Origin of the sequence: Streptomyces niveiscabiei (assembly GCF_001419795.1) — a bacterium.
In the GTDB taxonomy this organism is placed as follows: Bacteria; Actinomycetota; Actinomycetes; order Streptomycetales; family Streptomycetaceae; genus Streptomyces; species Streptomyces niveiscabiei.
In genome coordinates, this window is the sequence record NZ_LIRL01000108.1 from 1 (window position 1) to 14,122 (window position 14,122).

General features: G+C 69.9%; 16 protein-coding genes. 7 read left to right on the top strand and 9 right to left on the bottom strand.

Annotation, left to right across the window (positions count from 1 at the left end; all coding sequences use genetic code 11):
• Positions 1-34: 34 nt before the first annotated feature.
• From AOK24_RS06390 to AOK24_RS06400, 3 genes are all read right to left on the bottom strand, one after another.
• Positions 35-634 (bottom strand): flavodoxin family protein, encoded by a 600-nt coding sequence (locus tag AOK24_RS06390; RefSeq protein ID WP_055719079.1) that lies wholly within the window; start codon positions 632-634, stop codon positions 35-37.
• 52 nt (positions 635-686) lie between these two features.
• A complete protein-coding gene (locus tag AOK24_RS06395) occupies positions 687-1,598 on the bottom strand; it encodes an alpha/beta hydrolase (protein WP_055719080.1) in 912 nt (303 codons plus the stop codon).
• Positions 1,599-1,737: 139 nt separating this feature from the next.
• Complete coding sequence (locus AOK24_RS06400; protein WP_055719081.1) at positions 1,738-2,346, bottom strand: TetR/AcrR family transcriptional regulator; 609 nt, start codon at positions 2,344-2,346, stop codon at positions 1,738-1,740.
• 148 nt (positions 2,347-2,494) lie between these two features.
• On the opposite strand from AOK24_RS06400, the gene AOK24_RS06405 reads away from it, so the two are divergent.
• The 5 genes from AOK24_RS06405 (at position 2,495) to AOK24_RS06425 (ending at position 6,296) form a co-directional block, all read left to right on the top strand.
• The gene (locus AOK24_RS06405) at positions 2,495-3,289 is read left to right on the top strand and encodes an alpha/beta fold hydrolase (protein WP_055719082.1); all 795 of its coding nucleotides are present in this window, start codon (positions 2,495-2,497) and stop codon (positions 3,287-3,289) included.
• Between the two features lie 529 nt (positions 3,290-3,818).
• Entirely contained in the window at positions 3,819-4,397 is a 579-nt protein-coding gene (locus AOK24_RS06410; RefSeq protein ID WP_133258152.1) for a hypothetical protein, read from the top strand.
• A 256-nt stretch (positions 4,398-4,653) separates the two neighbouring features.
• Complete coding sequence (locus AOK24_RS50260; RefSeq protein ID WP_055719084.1) at positions 4,654-4,836, top strand: hypothetical protein; 183 nt, start codon at positions 4,654-4,656, stop codon at positions 4,834-4,836.
• Positions 4,837-4,874: 38 nt separating this feature from the next.
• A complete protein-coding gene (locus tag AOK24_RS50265; protein ID WP_055719085.1) occupies positions 4,875-5,078 on the top strand; it encodes an AAA family ATPase in 204 nt (67 codons plus the stop codon).
• 174 nt (positions 5,079-5,252) lie between these two features.
• On the top strand, positions 5,253-6,296 hold the full coding sequence (locus tag AOK24_RS06425; protein ID WP_055719086.1) for an SGNH/GDSL hydrolase family protein: 1,044 nt from the start codon (positions 5,253-5,255) through the stop codon (positions 6,294-6,296).
• Between the two features lie 65 nt (positions 6,297-6,361).
• Here AOK24_RS06425 and AOK24_RS06430 read toward each other — a convergent pair whose 3' ends face one another.
• Genes AOK24_RS06430 through AOK24_RS06440 form a run of 3 tightly spaced genes read right to left on the bottom strand, consistent with a single transcriptional unit; the run spans position 6,362 to position 9,801 of the window.
• Positions 6,362-6,850, bottom strand: coding sequence for a glutathione peroxidase (locus AOK24_RS06430; RefSeq protein ID WP_055719087.1), 489 nt, complete (start codon positions 6,848-6,850; stop codon positions 6,362-6,364).
• A 48-nt stretch (positions 6,851-6,898) separates the two neighbouring features.
• Positions 6,899-8,098: a DegT/DnrJ/EryC1/StrS family aminotransferase gene (locus tag AOK24_RS06435; protein ID WP_055719088.1), complete on the bottom strand. Its 1,200-nt coding sequence runs from the start codon at positions 8,096-8,098 to the stop codon at positions 6,899-6,901.
• Entirely contained in the window at positions 8,095-9,801 is a 1,707-nt protein-coding gene (locus tag AOK24_RS06440) for a carbamoyltransferase family protein (protein ID WP_055719089.1), read from the bottom strand. The genes AOK24_RS06435 and AOK24_RS06440 overlap by 4 nt, the downstream gene beginning before the upstream one ends.
• 285 nt (positions 9,802-10,086) lie before the next feature.
• Between AOK24_RS06440 and AOK24_RS06445 the strand changes: the two genes are divergently transcribed.
• Together AOK24_RS06445 and AOK24_RS06450 are read left to right on the top strand one after the other, a co-directional pair.
• Complete coding sequence (locus AOK24_RS06445; protein WP_055719090.1) at positions 10,087-11,205, top strand: radical SAM protein; 1,119 nt, start codon at positions 10,087-10,089, stop codon at positions 11,203-11,205.
• Positions 11,206-11,231: 26 nt separating this feature from the next.
• Entirely contained in the window at positions 11,232-12,302 is a 1,071-nt protein-coding gene (locus AOK24_RS06450; RefSeq protein ID WP_159051804.1) for a methyltransferase, read from the top strand.
• Positions 12,303-12,347: 45 nt separating this feature from the next.
• Here the strand turns inward: AOK24_RS06450 and AOK24_RS06455 are convergent, their stop codons facing one another.
• The 3 genes from AOK24_RS06455 to AOK24_RS06465 form a co-directional block, all read right to left on the bottom strand.
• Positions 12,348-12,866 carry a P-loop nucleotide/nucleoside kinase family protein gene (locus AOK24_RS06455; protein WP_055719092.1) on the bottom strand — a complete coding sequence of 173 codons (519 nt, stop codon included), beginning with the start codon at positions 12,864-12,866 and terminating at the stop codon, positions 12,348-12,350.
• Entirely contained in the window at positions 12,866-13,498 is a 633-nt protein-coding gene (locus tag AOK24_RS06460; RefSeq protein ID WP_055719093.1) for a winged helix-turn-helix domain-containing protein, read from the bottom strand. The genes AOK24_RS06455 and AOK24_RS06460 overlap by 1 nt, the downstream gene beginning before the upstream one ends.
• A gap of 52 nt (positions 13,499-13,550) precedes the next feature.
• Positions 13,551-14,122 (bottom strand): PIG-L deacetylase family protein (locus AOK24_RS06465; RefSeq protein ID WP_206191155.1); only part of this gene is annotated, 572 nt, incomplete at its 5' end.

Sequence of the window (14,122 nt, forward strand, 5' to 3'; positions counted from 1 at the left end):
GGGTGGGGGAAGGGGGAAGGCAGGGGCCTGGTGATCAGGCGGCGAGAGCGGCCTGTCCGGCGCGGAAGATCGCGGCCTGACGGGCGACGCGCGCGCCCAGGTGCTCCGCGGTGGCGATGTCCGCCTTGTGGACGGCCTCGGGGCCCGCGTCGGTCGGGCTCTGGGCGCCGGCGCCCAGGAAGAAACCCAGCCGGTTGATGTCGTCCTCGCTGCCCCGGGTGGAGTCCCAGCCCGGCAGGAGGCCCAGGCTGATCCAGTGCATGCCGTGCTGGGCGGCCAGGGTGGCGAAGTACCCCAGAGTGGAGGACTTGTCGCCGCTCTTGGCGCCGGAGTTGGTGAAACCCGCGGCGAGCTTGTCCACCCAGGCGTGCGGGAACCAGCGCTTGCTGCTGGCCTGCGCGAACGCGTGGAAGGGCGCGGAAGCGGTTCCCATGTAGGTCGCGGAGCCGAAGACGATCGCGTCGGCACCGTCCAGCTGGGCCCACTGCTCGTCGGTGATGGTGTCGACGGAGATCGAGACGACCTCGGCGCCGGCTCCCGCGGCACTGCGCGCCACGGCTTCGGCGATGACGGCCGTGTGGCCGTAGCCCGAATGAAAGGCGATGGCGACGGTGGGCCGGCCGGGATGGGACATGGTGATCGTGCTCCTCGGATGATTTTCTCGGTGCGACTTTTTCCCGGCGGGGCTAGAGGACGGCGAAGAATTCCACCATCTTGGTGAGCGCCTGATCCATGTATTCCGGAACGTCGTACAGGGCGATATGCGTGGCGCCGTCGACGACGAACAATTCTTTCGGGCCGTTGGAAAGCTCGTACGCCTGGTCGCTGAACACCTTCGTGTCCGCCTTGCTGCCCGCTATGAGAAGCAGCGGCCGGGTCAGCAGTTCCGGAATCTGGTCGAACGCCGAGAAGGCGTACATCCTGTCCATGCTTGTCAGCAGGAAACGGCCCTTGGAGTTGGGGTGCCGGCCGCGCGGGGTCCGGTAGTAGTCGTACCCCTCACGCAGGAGGTCCGGGGTGTTGTCGTCGATCTCCTCCAGCGTCTCCGGGACGAACGGGACGTAGACGGGGGCCGCTCCCCGCGCCTCGGCCGTGCGCTGCCGAGCGGCCATCTCCAGGGCCTGGATCTGTTCGGCCACCGGGGACAGGTGCCCCAGGAAACCCCGGGAACCCTCACCCATCGGGGCCGCGCTGACCGTGGCCACCGCCTTGAAGCGGCGCTCGGTCTGCGCCACGCTGATCGCGTAGCCGCCGCCCGCGCAGATCCCGAAGACACCCATCCGCTCGATGTCGACGTACGGGAGGGTGGTCAGGAAGTCCGCCGCGCAGCGGGCGTCCTCCACCCTCGTCGTCGGATCCTCCAGGAGGCGCGGTTCGCCGCCGCTTTCCCCCTGACAGGAGGAGTCGTAGACCACGGTGACGAATCCGTGGGCGGCCAGCCGCTTCGCATACTGCCCGATGGTCTGTTCCTTCACACCGCCCGCCGGATGAATTCCGACGAGCGCCGGGTATTTCTTCTTCTCGTCGAATTCGTCCGGCAGATGAAGGTGTCCCGCTATGTCCACTGCCTTGTTCTTGAACGAAACAGTCTCGACCATGGCGCCCGTCCCTTTTCCATCCGTGATCCGCCGACCGGCGGCCCGCACCCCATGATTCGCCGGTGCCGAGATGATGTCCACCCGCGATGGGGGGAAGAAACTGTCCCCTGGATATGGAATTACCGGGAGAACGGAGACGTCAGTCGCCGTCGGGGTCCGTGCGGTGCGCGTCGGTGTGGGGGAGTGCGGCCAGCCAGTGGGTCACGACGGAGTCGATGAAGGCGTCGGATACCGTCCCGCGGTCCAGGAAGAGCCGGGCGAGGACGGGACCGTAGAGCAGGGTGAACTGGTCGTCGCCGATCTGGATGCCCGACGGTTCCAGCAGCCTGTTGAAGTCGGCGTGGCGGTCCTCGCCGATGCGGGCGAGCGCCCGGGCGCTGTCGGGGTCGTGGTCGGCCCGCGCGGCGACGGCCAGGGCCGCGGTGCGCATGGCCGGCACGCTGACACCCGCGCGCAGGCTCCTCAGCCAGGCGGTGGCGACGGCCCGCACGTCACTGCTGGGCTCGGGGTAGGTGCCGAGGTCGGGGCCCTCGATGACGAGGTCGAAGAGGAGCGCGGCCCGAGTGGGCCAGTGCCGGTAGAGGGTCTGCCGGGTGACGTCCGCACGCTCGGCCAGCAGGGCGTAGGTCAGCCCTTCCGGCCCGACCTGGGGCAGCAGTTCCCGCGCGACGGCCAGCACCCGGTTGCGGGTGCGCTGTACGCGCGGATTGCCGGGGGTCGGGCGGCGGCGGTGGACGGGCTCCTTCATAACGTCACCCTAGCGCGGTTCATACAGAACGTGTGATTTAAGTCATGACCCACTAATCATCCATCGTGTGTGATGCTGGGGTCGAGAAATCATACTCACTGGATGATTAGCCGGTGGGGTCGAGAACCGCCCTTGAAAGAGAACTTCCATGACGTCACGCACCACACCCGAGCCCGCCTTCGCCCGCACCCGCCTCGGCTCCGGCCCCGGACTGCTCCTCGCCCATGGCGCAGGCAGCAGCCTGGCCAACACCTACGGCCCCATCCTGGAAGGTCTCGCCGCGCGCCGCACCGTCGTCGGCGTCGACTATCCGGGCAGCGGCGAGACACCGCGCTCGACCGCCCCGCTGTCCGTCGACGACCTCGCCGACCAGCTCGTGGCCGCCGCCGACGCGGAGGGCCTCGACCGGTTCGCCGTGTCCGGTTACTCCCTCGGTGGCGCGGTCGCCATCCGGGCCGCCGCCCGCTACCCCGAGCGCGTCACCGCCCTCGTCCTGACCGCCGCCTTCGCCTACCGGGACAACCGGCTCGCCCTCGCCTCCTCGGCCTGGAACAAGATCGCCGCGTCCGGAGACCGTGAACTGCTCGCGGAGTTCCTGCTCCTGTCGGCCCTCGGCACCCAAGGGCTGGAGTCGATGCCGGAGGAGCAACTGCGGCAGGTGGTCGGCTACGCGGCGTCCGGCGCGGCCGACGGCAGCCCCGAGCAGGCCGACCTCGTCGGCCGGGTCGACGTACGGGACGACCTCGCCGGCATCGGCGTCCCCACCCTGGTCGTCTCCACCACCGACGACCGGCTCACGTCCCCCGCCCTGCACCGGCACCTCGCCCGCACCATCCCCGGCGCCAGGCTCGCGGAGATCCCCACCGGGCATCTGCCGATGCTGGAACGCGGCGAGGAGTGGCTGCGGCTCATCACGGAGTTCCTCGGCAAGCACGACGCCTGAAGGCGGACGCGGCTGTGACGCCCCCATACGCTGGTAGAGAGCGTTGCCGTGTCGATGCCGTCGGGGCCGCGGGGGAATACCGGGGAGTGTGCCCGTGTGGTCCGGAGTGTGCGGATTCCATGGTGCGGCAGGCCGGTGCATTCGAGACAGGACAGGCAGGAAAGAGGCATCGGAAAGGATGATCACGTGAAAGAGATCAAAGTCAGCCGGGTTCTTTCTTTCCGTACGCGCGGTCCCGAGGAAAAGACCTGGCCGGAGCGTGAGGAAACCGTCCGGGACGGTATCGAGGGCGACGAGGGCGGAGGGGAGAGCGGGATACGTGAACCGTGTACCGACCCGCCGGTGAATCCGGGACACGGCCAGGAACGCGCCACCCCCGAGAGCGACGGGCAATGAAAGGTTCGTGAAGGGAGCGCCGGCCGATCGTTTCCGCGCCTAGTGTTGCCGCTGACAGCGATCCCCGAAAAGGGAAAGATCACTTGCTCAGGGGGAACATGTGAAACGACGCGTCATTTTCATGCTGGCCGCATTGGCCGGCATATTCACGCTGCTGACGGCCGGCACGGCGCAGGCCCAGCCCCGGACGGCGGACGCCGGTTCCGGCACCCGCTCGCTCCCTGTCAAGGTGGAGCAGCGTATCGCCGCGCTGGAGGCGTCCGGCGCGAAGATCCTGGACGTCACCTCCGCGCCGTACGTGAAAGCGGACGCGAAGACCGACGCGAAGAAACTCGCCTACGGCACCGAGGAGAGCGGAAAAGCGGAGGCCACTCCGGCCGCCTATCCCACCGGCTGCGGCCTCTGGGTCCTGGTGTACCGCCAGGGAAACCTGATCTACAACGACTCCCTCACCTCCTGCCTCTACCAGGTGCTCGACATCCAGATGCACAGCGGACTCGCCTGGTCACGCTGGTTCGGCTGGGAGGAGCTCTATTCCCAGACCTTCGACACCGACGACAGTTCCTCCCTGGACACCTATATCTGGGTGGACTGCACCGGCAGCGGAACCCATGACTACCAGGGTGTCACCAACGGATTCATCGAGACGTACAGCGGCGACGAATATTACGCCGCCGCATACGACCAGATCGACCGCATCGAATGCGGCTGACCGCCCTCGGTGAATAAACCCGGAGGGGCCCGCGCTTTTCGCAGCGCAGGCCCCTCCGGCCGGGAGAGAGCCTGCTCGGCCGGACGCGCTTAGGGGAAGGCCACCGTCGATCCGCTCGGACCGACCGGTCGTCCCACCGGAGGATGGCTCACGACGCACGGTCGCTCTTCGAGGACGAGTCGGCGCGCTCGCTGGCGGACCGGCTGCGGCAAAACCACCCTCGCCCGCCTCCTGGCCGAGCGGACGCGACTCGCCTTTGACCCCTGTCGCCGACCTCCGGAAGGTCTTCCAGACCGCCACCCGGCGCTGTCGACTCGGCCGGGGCACCCTCCTGTTCGTCGACGATATCCACCGCTTCAACCGCCCCCAGCAGGACAGCTTCCTGCCGTACTCCGAGGACGGCACCGTCGCCCTGGTCGGCGCGCCCGCCGGGCCCTGACCGCCCTCGCGGACGGCGACGCCCGCTACCTGCTCAACATGGCCGAGCAGCTCCAGTCGCTCCCCGCGGACACCGAGCCGCTGGACGCCACCGCCCTGCCCGCCTGGCAGGTGTACGAGCGCCTTGGCTCCCCCGAGGGAGAACTCGCCCTCGCCCAAGCCGCCATCTGCCTGGCCACCGCCCCCAAGTCGATCTGTACGACCCCGACCCAGCAGACGAGCCCATCGCGCGCGGGATCCTAGCAGGATGATCGCAAGCAGATGCTAAAGAATCGATCAAATAGGTCGATCGGATGAGGACGGGCTGTTTCACCGGACAGAGTGGGGCGGCGGCGCGGACAATCTTGATCGAGGTGCGTTCCGCCCCGGGCGTCATGTTCTGTCGCCCGGACAACTTCCACTAATCCTGGAGTATCCATGCGACACGCTGTCTCCCGCCCCCGCACACGAGCCCTGGCCGTAGGGCTCACGCTGGCCGCGGCCACCCTCTTACCTCTTGGCTCCGCCGGCGCGGCCGACGAGTACGAGTGGGCCGCGCTCGGCGACTCCTTCACCGCAGGCGTCTTCGTCGGCGACCCGCAGCCCCCGCTGGGCGATCCGTCGCAGGACGGCTGTGCCCGGACCAGCGGCTCGTACCCCAGCCTGGTCGCACGGGAACTCGCCGCGTCCCCGCCGGGCAAGAAGGTCCGTCTGACCAACGTCGCGTGCAGCAGCGCCGTCATCGCGAACGTCGCGAAGGTCAAGCAGACGCCGATCAGCCCGGTCGAGACCCCGCCCGGCGGCTGGCCCGCGGTGGACACGCAGATCAAGCGGGCCGGGCTCGACGCGGGGACGGACGTCGTCACCATTGCGATCGGCGGCAACAGCCTGCCCTTCGGCGACATCTTCCCCAAGTGCCTCGAACTGGGCGCGACGGACAAGTCGTGCCGCGAGTACTTCACCAACCCGCCGGCCGGGGTGGAGAGCGTCCGCGAGAGGCTCACCCGGGTGCAGAACGAGTACACCGAGATGCTGGCAGAGGTGCACCGGGCCGCCCCCAACGCCAAGGTGATCAACATCGGGTACCCGACGATCATGCCGACCCGGGGCAGCGCCTGTGACCGAGGCTCCCTCACCGAACTCGACACGACCACCCACGCCGACATCGACTGGCTCCGCGACGACGTCCTCAAGCCGCTGAACAAGGCGCTCCAGCGGGCCTCGACGTCCTTCGGGGACCGCTACCTGAACGTCTTCTCGTCCAGCGAGGGCCACGACGTCTGCCAGCCCGAGGGCACCAAGTGGATGGAGGGGATCTGCGGCGACGCCGCGGACTACTGGCCCACCACGTTCCCCGGCACGGGCGTGGACTGCGCCCCCATCGGCAAGCACGCCACGATGATCCACCCCAACGCCGCGGGACACGCCAACACCGCGATCCACGTGGAGAAGGCGGTCCGCCTGGCCCTGCGCCAGCACTGACCGACCACCGCGAACCCTGACGCCGGAGCCCGACCGACGGCTCCGGCGTCAGGGGCGTACAGGGGTCAGGCCGGCAGCAGCGCCTCGATCCGGGCGACGACCTCGGGGTCGTCCGGCTTCACGCGCGACCCGATGCGGTGCGCCACCGCGCCGTCGGGCGAGACGAGGAACTTCTCGAAGTTCCACTCGATGTCTCCGGCCACCCCCTGGTCGTCGGGGGCGGCGGTGAGGATCTCGTACACCGGATGCCGTCGCGCCCCGTTCACCTCCACCTTCTCGAAGAGGGGGAAGGTGACGCCGTACATGGTCGAGCAGAACTCCTGGATCTCCTCGGACGTGCCGGGCTCCTGCTGCCCGAACTGGTTGCAGGGGAAGCCCAGGACGGCGAACCCTCGGGGCCCGTAGCGCCGGTGCAGTTCTTCGAGCGCCGCGTACTGTGGTGTACGCCCGCACTGCGAGGCCACGTTGACCACGAGAAGGGCCTTGCCCCGGTAGGGGCTCAGATCACCGGGCTTCCCGGCGAGTGTGCGGACGGGGATGTCGTACAGGGACATGTCGGTGCGTCGCTCCCCTTGTGTCGGTGACGGGCGGGCCGGGATGGTTCAGCCGGCCGCGGTGACGTCCTGGTAGCTCTTGCGGAAGGCGGTGACGACGGCGTCGACGTCCGCGTCGGTCATGGCGGCGCCCAGGCCCACGGTGACGGAGCGGCCGAGGAGACCCTCGCTGATCCGGTAGCGCGGAGGGCGCTCCCACTCCACGCCCCAGGGCGTGCGCCCCTCCCGTACGGCGCGGTTGGCGGTGACCGGCTGACCCTGGTACATGGTGTGCGCCGGGATGCCGGCGGCGTTCAGGTCGGCGACGAAGGCGCGCGCCTGGAGGCGGGAGTCGAGGAACAGCGTGAGGTCGCCGCCCGAGCCCTCCTCGTCCGGCAGCCTCCGCCAGCGGACCGCCAGGTCGGCGGTCTCGCCGCGCACATGGCGTGCCACGTCCCGCAGCCGTCGGCACATCGGGGCCAGCCGGGGGAGCTGCGCGGACAGGACGGCCGCCGTCAGCTCGGTCATGCGCTGGTTGACGCCGACGAACGGCGGGCTGTCGCCGCTCCCGCGCGTCGCGCCCTTGGAGGTGGTGAACTGGCCGCCCTGGTCCTGGTAGCGGGCCACCCGGTCGTACACGTCGGCGTCGGCCGTGGTGACCGCGCCGCCCTCGCCGGCGGTGATGTTCTTGTCGAGCTGGAAGCTGAACGCGCCCGCGTCGCCGAGGCCGCCGACGGGCCGCCCCCGGTACCGGACGCCGGCGGCCTGCGCCGCGTCCTCGACCACCCGCAGTCCGTGCCCCCGCGCGACCTCCAGGAGCGGGTCCATGTCGGCGGCGGCGTTGCCCAGATGCACCGGCATGACACCCCAGGTCCGCTCGGTGATCCGCTCCTCCAGCAGCGCGGGGTCCAGGGTCAGCGTGTCGTCGACCTCGGCGAAGACGGGGACGGCGCGGGCGGCGACGACGGCGCCGACGCTGCCGACGAAGGTCACGGTCGGCACGATCACCTCGGCGCCGGCCGGTATCCCGAGGCCGATCAGCGCGGCGGTGAGCGCGGCGGTGCCCGAGGACACGGCGACGGTGTGCGCGACCCCGGCGGCCTCGGCGAACGCGGCCTCGAACAGGTCGGTCCGGTGGCCCAGGTCCGGCCCGTAGTACCGGAACAGCGACCGGGACCGGATCACCTCCAGGGCGGCGGCCTCCTCTTCCTCGCCCCACAGCGCGAGGGCCCGCCAGGTCTCGTACCGCATCGCCGGGCCGTCCGTCACGCGTCCGCCTCCGTCACCGTGTCGAGGTCCGTCGCGCTGTGCGCGACCACGAAGTCCTCCAGGAAGAGGTAGTCGAGCTGGCTCGGCCCGAAGAAGGCCAGCGCCTGCTCGGGGGTCTCCACGATCGGCTCGCCGCGGTCGTTGAAGGAGGTGTTGAGGACCACGGGTACGGAGGTGAGCTCGCCGAACCGTTCCACCAGGTCGTAGAAGGCGCCGTTCGCCTCCGGCGTCAGCGTCTGGACCCGCGCCGTGCCGTCGACGTGGGTGATGGCCGGGACCTCCTGGCGCTTGTCCTCCCGCACCGGCGCGACGAGCAGCATGTACGGCGACTCGATGTCGAGCTCGAAGTACTCGGCGGCCCGGTGGGCCAGGACGGCGGGGGCGAAGGGACGGAACGCCTCGCGGTGCTTGACCTTGCTGTTGAGGATGTCCTTCATCTCCGCGCGGCGCGGGTCGGCGAGGATGCTGCGGTGGCCGAGGGCGCGCGGCCCGAACTCCGAGCCTCCGGTGAACCAGCCGATGAGCGCGCCCTGCGGCAGCAGCCCTGCGGCCAGCCGGGCCGGCTGCCGCACCCTCCGGTGGGGCAGGCCGGAGGCGTCGAGAGCGCGCTGGATCTCCTCGGTGCCGTAGCGGCGGCCGAGGTAGGTGTGGCGCTGCGGCCGGGGGGCGGTGCGCGGAGCCTTCGGGCCCCGGGGCCGGGGCTGTCCGCCGAGGACGTGGTAGCCGTAGTAGGCGCAGCCGACCGCGCAGCCGTTGTCGCCGGCGGCGGGCTGGGCGAAGACGTCGGTGAACGGGGTGTTGCGCAGGATCTTGCCGTTGGCGACCGAGTTGAGGACGACACCGCCGGCCAGGCACAGGCGGGTGAGGCCGGTCTCCCGGTGCAGCCAGCCCGCGGCATGCAGGACGGCCGTCTCCAGCAGGTCCTGCGCGGCCCAGGCGAGGTCGGCGCCGCGCGCGAACCGCTCGTCGCCCTCGAAGCCGTCCAGGGCGTGCTCGACGAAGTCCAGCAGCCCGCCGTCCTTCAGATGCAGTTCGAACCGGCCCTCCGGCAGCAGGCCGAGGTGGCGCCGGAACTCCGCCCGGTAGCGGTCGGTGCCGTAGGGCGCCAGGCCCATCGTCTTGCCGTCCTCGGTCAGGTACCAGGGGCCCTCCTCGTAGAGGGTGAAGCCGATGGCCCTGCTGACCGCCTTGTACATGAAGCCCAGCGAGTGGTCGCTGTCGCCGGCCTGGTAGACCCGGGCCTCGCGCAGGCCGTCGGTGCTCCAGTTGGTCCCGTACACCTTGGACAGCTCGGTGAGCTCCGTGCCGTTGCCGACCGACATGGTCAGGGTCTCGACGCCCTGGCCCTCGAACAGGCTGCCCGCCCCGTCGACCACGAGGACCGCGGCCTCCTCGAAGGGCGAGGGCAGGAAGGCGCTGGCGGCGTGCGCCAGGTGATGGCGGATGAGGGTGGTCCGGCTGCGGAACGGGAAATAACAGCTGGGCAGCAGGGTGTCGTCCGCGACGATCGTGTCCACGTCGGCGAGACGGGCCCCGTGGGTCGAGAGGCAGTACCGCCAGCACTGGTTCACCAGAGAATTCACATTGACGGCGTATTTGCGGCGCCTCAGCCGCTCCTCTTCAATACCGACGGCGATCTCGCCGTTCTCGACGAGACAGGCAGAGAAGTCGTGGTTGGAACCGCCGAGCCCCAGAGCTAGCATACTGCCGTCCTTACTCCCGTTGCAGGTCTGCGGATTTGGCGAGTACGTGGCGCATACGTGGTGCGTAACGGTACCCGGTCGCAACGAGTCAGTCAGCAGGCACATATGAGCCATCCTGAGGCCGGATCAAGTCGAGTTCCGGCCGAACGACAACGCCCCCGGCAGCCTTCATTGCCCCTGTCTTGAAGGTGAAGTTAGGATCGTCGCTCAACGGAAGAGTCGTGCGCGAATACGACCTTGGGTGCGGTGATAGGCATGGCCCTGAAGAGTCATTACCGTGATGCGATGTTCGCGAATCGCGATGGGCAGGACCGGCTCAAACTCCTGATGAACGACATGGTCATCGAGGAGCAGCTGTGCCAGATGCGGTGCTCCTACTGCCTCACCGAGGACTTCAACCTCCTCATGGCGGTCCCGGACGCCCGGCTGCGCCTGACCACCGACCGGCGCGCGGACTGGCACGAGATCCTCGACGCCTACCACCGCCAGGTGGACAGCCCCATCATGCGCCTGAGCGGCGGCGAGTTCTTCTGGCTGAAAGGCTCCACCGAATTCGTCGCGGAGTGCAGCGAGAAGTACGAGGTCGTCCAGGTCATCACCAACGGCGCCTTCCTGACGCCGCACCGCTTGGAGGCCCTCGCCGAGCTGGGCAACGTCCAGCTGTGCCTCTCCCTCGACGGCCACACGCTGGAGATGAACGGCCACCGGCTGCCGCCGAAGCAGCACAAGCTCTTCGACGTCATCATGCGCCACCTGGACCACGCGGTGGAGCTGGGCATCCCCATCGAGATCCAGTCGGTGATCAGCGACCTCAACGCCACCGGCCAGGCGGACTTCGCCGAGTTCCTGCTCGAACGGTACGGGCGCGGCGTGATGCTCTACTTCTTCCCGGTGCGCGGCGAGACCAGGACCACCCACGCACCGCCCCTCGGCGACCATTTCGCGCCACTCCTCGAACGGTACGACGAACTGTCCGCTGTCCTTCCCCCGCGGGCCTTCGTGGAACACATCGGGAATCAGCTGAGCACCGGAGTCCGCACCCTGCGCTGTTATGCGACGGCCACCATGGTGCAACTCTTCGGACAGGGAGACGTCTCCTGCTGCCCGTACGCCTGGCTCAAACCCATGGGCAACATCAAGGAGAATCCCCAACTCATCCACGAACAGTTCGGAAAACACCAGCACTACGATATGTTCATGCAGCCAAGGCCGCGCTTCCCGTATTGCAAGAGCTGCACCGGACCGATCGACGTGGTCAATCTCTATCTGTTCGGCAACATCACCGAACAGGAAATCGCGCGCTGCGCCCCGTACGCCGGACCCCGCGCCCTGGAACGGCTACGAGAATTGAAATCGGCGTTCACGCCGGTCTTCGAGCCGGCCGAGGAGCCGTCACCCCGCTGAGGTCACGAGGAGACGTAATGATTTCCGTGGATGGGATTTCAGACGACGATTTCGCCGGAGCCGGGCTCGAGCGGCTTATCGCGCTCCCGCAGCACGATCTGCTCACGCTCGCCGGCGACTGGCTCGGTGAGCTGGCGCCGTGGCGGAATCCCGAGACCCTGGCGGCGATCTCCACCACCCTGGCCGCCGAGTCCGTCCTGTCCTCGCTGTTCGTCTTCGGGGAGCGGGTGGCGGAGTCCGACGTCCGCTCGGAGGTCCCCGAACCCCTCCTCGACCTGCTGCTGCGCGCCCGGGTCCTGTCCGAGGAGTCCGGGAAGATATCGGCCGACTACTGCCTGGTCCGCGGCGAGGGCATGGCGCTGCTCGCGGCCTGGCGGGCGGCGGGACGGGACACGGGCTCGTACGCGCCCTGGGTCGGCACCGACTCGATGACGCTCTCCCGGCTGGTGGCGGCGCGCCGGGGCGCCCGGTCGGCCCTGGACCTGGGCTGCGGCACCGGCATCCTCGGACTGTCGGCGGCCCGCAACGGCGCCGATGTGGTCTCGGTCGACGTCAACCCGGAGTGCACGGCCGCCGCGACGGTCAACGCCCGCATCAACGGGCTGGGGGAGAGGCTGACCGCCGTAGAGGGGGACATCATGTCGCTGTCCCTGGACTCCCGGTTCGACCTGGTCGTCTCCAACCCGCCCTGTCTCCCGCTGCGCCGCGGCTCGCTCGGCTGGCTGGCCGGCGAGGCGGGGCTGGACGGCCTGGAGTTCTTCTGGGAACTCCTGCGCCAGGTCCCCGGGCTCATCACCCGGGACGGCGAGGCACTGCTCCAGGCCGCGGCCTACGGGGACGAGCGCGGGCCGTTCTTCGTCCAGGAACTGGAGGCCGAACTGCGCCGCCTGGGCGTCGTCGGGCGCCTGCTGCTGCGGCCCTCCACACCCCCGCGCTGGCCGGCCTTCGCGCCCCGCGACGAGGAACAGCAGCTCACCGGCCCGCTCGGCGACGAGGTCCGGGAGTACGTCACGGGGATCGGCGCCACCCACTACTACGGATTCGTCCTCTCGGTGCGCCAGGGCGGCGAGGGCCTGGCGGTGGGCCGCTTCCGGTGACCCGGCACCCGGGGGCGGCGCCGGCCCACGGCCGCCCCCCCCGGGTCATCCGGTGACCGCCGGCCCGAGGTCGGCGCGCTCCAGGGCCACGACCGCGTCGGCGACCTCCATCAGCGTCAGGTGCGTGGTGTCGACCAGCCGGACGCCGGGCACGTCGGGCACCTCCGCGTCGAGGTGACGCTCCGCCAGCCGGCCCTCCACGAACAGCCGGCCGCCCGCGTCGTTCTCGATCCGGGCGGCCAGCGCCTCCGCGTCCGCCCGCAGGCCGTAGTAGACCGCCTCCACGCCGAGTTCCTCGAACACCTTCTGGAACCGCTCGTAGGCGCGGCCCGCGAGGACCACCCCGGTGACGATCACGACGCGGGCACCCCACTCCCGGTAGACGGGCAGGGCCGCGCGCACCGTCGAGGCCATCAGGTCGTACACCTCTTCGCCGCCGTTCCACGGGTGGACGATGGGGTCGCAGTCCATCGCGGCGGCCGGGACGCCGTACCGCGTCACCAGCTGGTGCCCCAGGCGGGTCTTGCCGACGCCCGGGGCCCCGGTGATCACCACGGCGCGCATCAGCTGGCCCCCTCGCGGACCGTGCCGACCAGGCGGAAGCCCAGGTGGGGGATCTTCAGGAGCTTCGCGCCGGAGTCGATGTCCAGGAACTTCTGCTTGAGGACCGAGGTCACCTTGTTCACGTCCTCCCCGCCCGTGGCCTGGGTGAGTTCCTCGCGGGAGACGATCTGGCCGGGCCGGTCGGACAGCAGGCGCAGCAGCCCCGCCTCGGCGTCGGTCACGGGCAGCGACTTCGCGGCGGAGTTCAGCGAGCCGTTCGCGAGCGTGAGCACCTGGGTGTTCTCGGACGGTGTGACCGTCTTGAGGTAGCTGAGGGTCTCCACGAGCCGGGACCGGCGCAGGGGGCTGGCGAGCGTGAAGCCGTAGCCGGCGGTGACCGCCGCGAGGACCTCGGTGGCGGAGACGCCGTCCAGCACGGCGACGGCGTAACCGCCCCGGTTTTTGAGGTCCGTCACGGACAGGTCGTCGGGGCGGGCGGCGGCGACCCGGGTGAAGGAGACCAGCTGCGCGCCGGGCGGCGGGGCGTGACCTGTCGCGGGGTCGGTGACATGCAGGGCGAGGCCCACCTCGGCGCATGCCTCCGCGAGCACCTCCAGGTCCGCCGGTGTCAGGGACTGAGCCAGTGCGTACATGGGAAACCCTTCACAGAGCGGCGGGGCCGCGGTCGCTTGTCGGGGGAGGGGGTCAGGGGCGCATCAGCCAGATCCGCTCGGCGGCGGGGAACCCGGAGCCCTCCGCCAGGCGCACACCGTGCCGGCGGACGCGCTGGATGATGCCTTTGCGTACCTGGATACGGTAGGCGCCCAGCGCCTCACACTTGGTGAGCAACGCTTCGTCGTCCACGGGCAGCAGCTCGGGGCGCAGTCCGCCGAGTCCCTGTCCGGCCAGGCGTTCGCCGAGGTGCTTCGCGGTCTCCTCCGCGCTGGAGAACAGGGAGTAGGGCTGGTCCTCGTAGAAGGCGAGCCGCGCAGTGGCGAGCCGGCCGGTGCGGGCCAGTTCGAGGACCGCCTCGCGGCAGGCGACGTGATCGACGTGACCGCCGACGGCCAGCGGCGCGTAGACGGGGCCGGTGCCCTCCAGCAGGGGGGCGAGCCGCTCCGTGAGGGCGTCGAAGAGCTGCGGTTCCTCCCGGGCGGACGCGCCGGACCAGGCAGGGTCGGTGAAGAACCCCTCCCGCCTCAGGTCGCGGTCGGCGGCGTCGACGAAGCCCAGCAGCTCCACCCGGGCGCCCAGCACCCGGGTGGAGCTGCTGGGCT

What these genes read in the sequence shown, in the direction of transcription:
- AOK24_RS06430 (WP_055719087.1), bottom strand. Translation starts at nt 6,850, where the DNA reads ATGTCCCTGTACGACATCCCCGTCCGCACACTCGCCGGGAAGCCCGGT.
- AOK24_RS06460 (WP_055719093.1), bottom strand. Translation starts at nt 13,498, where the DNA reads ATGTACGCACTGGCTCAGTCCCTGACACCGGCGGACCTGGAGGTGCTC.
- AOK24_RS06400 (WP_055719081.1), bottom strand. Translation starts at nt 2,346, where the DNA reads ATGAAGGAGCCCGTCCACCGCCGCCGCCCGACCCCCGGCAATCCGCGC.
- AOK24_RS50265 (WP_055719085.1), top strand. Translation starts at nt 4,875, where the DNA reads ATGGCCGAGCAGCTCCAGTCGCTCCCCGCGGACACCGAGCCGCTGGAC.
- AOK24_RS06395 (WP_055719080.1), bottom strand. Translation starts at nt 1,598, where the DNA reads ATGGTCGAGACTGTTTCGTTCAAGAACAAGGCAGTGGACATAGCGGGA.
- AOK24_RS06455 (WP_055719092.1), bottom strand. Translation starts at nt 12,866, where the DNA reads ATGCGCGCCGTGGTGATCACCGGGGCCCCGGGCGTCGGCAAGACCCGC.
- AOK24_RS06445 (WP_055719090.1), top strand. Translation starts at nt 10,087, where the DNA reads ATGTTCGCGAATCGCGATGGGCAGGACCGGCTCAAACTCCTGATGAAC.
- AOK24_RS06405 (WP_055719082.1), top strand. Translation starts at nt 2,495, where the DNA reads ATGACGTCACGCACCACACCCGAGCCCGCCTTCGCCCGCACCCGCCTC.
- AOK24_RS06390 (WP_055719079.1), bottom strand. Translation starts at nt 634, where the DNA reads ATGTCCCATCCCGGCCGGCCCACCGTCGCCATCGCCTTTCATTCGGGC.
- AOK24_RS06425 (WP_055719086.1), top strand. Translation starts at nt 5,253, where the DNA reads ATGCGACACGCTGTCTCCCGCCCCCGCACACGAGCCCTGGCCGTAGGG.
- AOK24_RS06440 (WP_055719089.1), bottom strand. Translation starts at nt 9,801, where the DNA reads ATGCTAGCTCTGGGGCTCGGCGGTTCCAACCACGACTTCTCTGCCTGT.